The organism is Aquibium carbonis (genome assembly GCF_003970795.1).
GTDB classification, from domain to species: domain Bacteria; phylum Pseudomonadota; class Alphaproteobacteria; order Rhizobiales; family Rhizobiaceae; genus Aquibium; species Aquibium carbonis.
The window spans coordinates 1-2,450 of sequence record NZ_RWKW01000161.1 but is presented as its reverse complement, the minus strand read 5'-3'; the positions used below and the strand labels follow the sequence as shown (position 1 = coordinate 2,450).

General features: G+C 72.5%; 3 protein-coding genes. 2 read left to right on the top strand and 1 reads right to left on the bottom strand.

Annotation, left to right across the window (positions count from 1 at the left end; translation table 11 throughout):
• On the top strand, positions 1-1,134 hold a 1,134-nt coding region (locus EJC49_RS25130; protein WP_210211871.1), incomplete at its 5' end, for a hypothetical protein.
• Between the two features lie 72 nt (positions 1,135-1,206).
• The gene (locus EJC49_RS25125; protein WP_126702666.1) at positions 1,207-2,118 is read left to right on the top strand and encodes an alpha/beta fold hydrolase; all 912 of its coding nucleotides are present in this window, start codon (positions 1,207-1,209) and stop codon (positions 2,116-2,118) included.
• Here the strand turns inward: EJC49_RS25125 and EJC49_RS25885 are convergent.
• Positions 2,088-2,450, bottom strand: a 363-nt coding sequence (locus EJC49_RS25885) for a hypothetical protein (protein ID WP_210211870.1), incomplete at its 5' end; no start/stop codon positions are given. The two genes, EJC49_RS25125 and EJC49_RS25885, sit on opposite strands and share 31 nt — an antisense overlap.

The window sequence follows — 2,450 nt, the reverse complement described above, 5'->3', positions numbered from 1 at the left end:
CTGCCGGCCGGCGGCCGGCCGCCCGCCGCGCATCCGCTGCGCGTCGTCGGCATTCCGCCGCTGCAGCCCACGCCCCGCTATCCCTGGTTCAAGCGCAAGATCCCCGAACCCGTCTTCTACGTCGTCCCGGCGCTGATGTGGCTGGCGCTGTCGCTCCGCCATGGCAGCCTCACCCTGCCCACGGCCGCCAATCCCACCATGGAGGGCGGCGGCTTCTTCGGCGAGAGCAAGCTCGAAGGGCTGAAGCTGTTCGGCCCGCGCGCGCTGGCGCGGCTGGCGCCCTTCGTGGTGGTCCAGCCGCAGGCACCGGGCGGCGATCCGCAGGCGCGGTTCTCGGCCGCCATGGCCTTGCTCGCCGGCGCCGGTCTCGGCTTTCCGCTCGTGGCCAAGCCCGACGTCGGCTACCAGGGCTGGGGGGTGCGGCGGCTCGACGACGAGGACGCACTCCTCGCCTACCTGTCCACCTGCGCGCCCGAATTGCGGCTGATCCTGCAGCGCCATGTCGGGCTGCCCGGCGAGGCGGGCGTGTTCTACGTCCGCGAACCGGGCGCGCCGCGCGGCCGCGTCGTCTCCATGGCCTTCGTCCATGCGCCCCACGTCACCGGCGACGGGGTCCGCACGGTGCAGGCGCTGGTCGAGGCCGACGAAGTGCTGGCCAAGAGCCTTGCCATCCATGCAGAACGAAACCTCGACCGCTGGCACGCCGTGCCGGGGGCCGGCGAAACCGTGGCGCTGGTCGGTCCGCGCAGCGCGCGCCTCGGCGCCGTCTACCGCGATGCCGCCGACAGCATCACCCCGGCGCTGGAGGCCGAGTTCGAAGCCATCGCCCGCGACATCGACGGCTTGCATTTCGGCCGTTTCGACGTGAAATTCGGCTCACTGGCCGGGCTCGAGCGCGGCGAGGACTTCGAGATCCTGGAGTTGAACGGAGCCGGAGCCGAAATGCTCCAGATCTGGGATGGACGCGTGACCCTGACGGAAGCCTACCGCACGCTCTGGCGCCAGTATCGCCAGCTCTTCGCCATCGGCGCCGCGATGCGGCGGCGCGGCGTGCGGCCGGCCGGCCTGCGCGCGGTCCTCGGCCTCGTCGTGCGGCAGGAACGGATGCGCTGCCGCTATCCCGTCAGTGGCTGAACCGCCTTGCCCGCCCGGCTCCTGCACCTTGGTGCGCGGCGGGCACGGGCCAAACGAAACCGGATTCTGAGCATGCTGGACTGCGCCCCTCCCGCCATCGTCACCATCATCGAGGCGCCGGCCGACAACATCGGCGGCGCGGTGGTCGATTTCCTGCTGGCGCCCTTGCAGCCGCTGCGCGAGCAGCTCACGGCGATCACCGGCATCGGGCTCGACGCCGACGTGCCGGAAGGCGCGGCGCTGCGGCGCATGACGCTGCGGCTCGAGGGCGGCGGCACGCTGAACTATCTGGCCAGCGGCACCCGCGCCGGCGCGCGCGTCGTCTTCATCCACGGCAGCCCCGGCGTGGCGGAGGAGTGGGCGGGCTTCCTCGCCAACGTGCCGGCGGGACAGTACCGCGCCGCCGTCGACCGTCCGGGCTTCGGCGAGAGCATCGACCAGGAGCCGGTGCTGTCGATCGGCGAGCAGGCGCGCGCCATCGCACCGCTTCTCGGCGACGGCTCGGTCGTGGTCGGCTATTCCTTCGGCGGGCCGGTGGCGCTGCGGCTGGCGGTCGACTTCCCCGACAAGGTCGGAAGCGTCGTCCTCATAGGATCGGCCGGCGATCCGGCCCAGGAGGAAACCCATCCGCTGCAGCTCGTCGCCGCCCTGCCCTATTTCTCCGCGCTGCTGCCGGCCGAGCTCGCCAATTCCAATGCCGAACTGCTGGCGCTGCGGCCCGAGCTGGAACAGCTCGCAACGGGGCTCGGCCGCATCGCCGCGCCGGTCACCATCGTCCAGGGCCTGCAGGACACGCTGGTGCCGCCCGAAAACGCCGCCTACATCCGCGCCCAGCTGTCGCCCGACCTGCCGGCGCGCGTGGTGCTGATCGAGGGCGGCGACCATTTCCTGCCCTGGACCCACGCCCCGCTCATCGAGGAGGTGCTCGCCTGCGCGGTGGCCGATGCCGCCGGTCAGCCGCCCCCGGAGGCATCGCCGCGGTAGCGCCGCCCGGCCAGAAGCACCGCGCCCAGGATGACGACGCCGGCCAGCGTGGCGGCCAGCCAGCCCCAGCCCTCGAACAGGTCGAACAGCGCGACGTTGAACAGATAGAGGCTGAGGAAGGCCGCGGCGGTGTAGACGAAGGCCACCGCGGCGTTGACGGCAACGAACCGCGCCAGCCCGACATGCAGGAAGCCGCTGGCCACGAAGATCGGAAACAGCATCCAGGGGATCAGCCGCGCCGTCACCGCCGCCGCCAGCGTGCCGCGCGCCAGAATGCCGCGGCCGCGGTCGATCGCCTCCTGCCCCACCCAGGCCCGCACGCGGCGGCTGCG

Bases quoted from the DNA above. Each gene is read 5' to 3' on its own strand.
- EJC49_RS25125 (WP_126702666.1), top strand. From the start codon at position 1,207: ATGCTGGACTGCGCCCCTCCCGCCATCGTCACCATCATCGAGGCGCCG.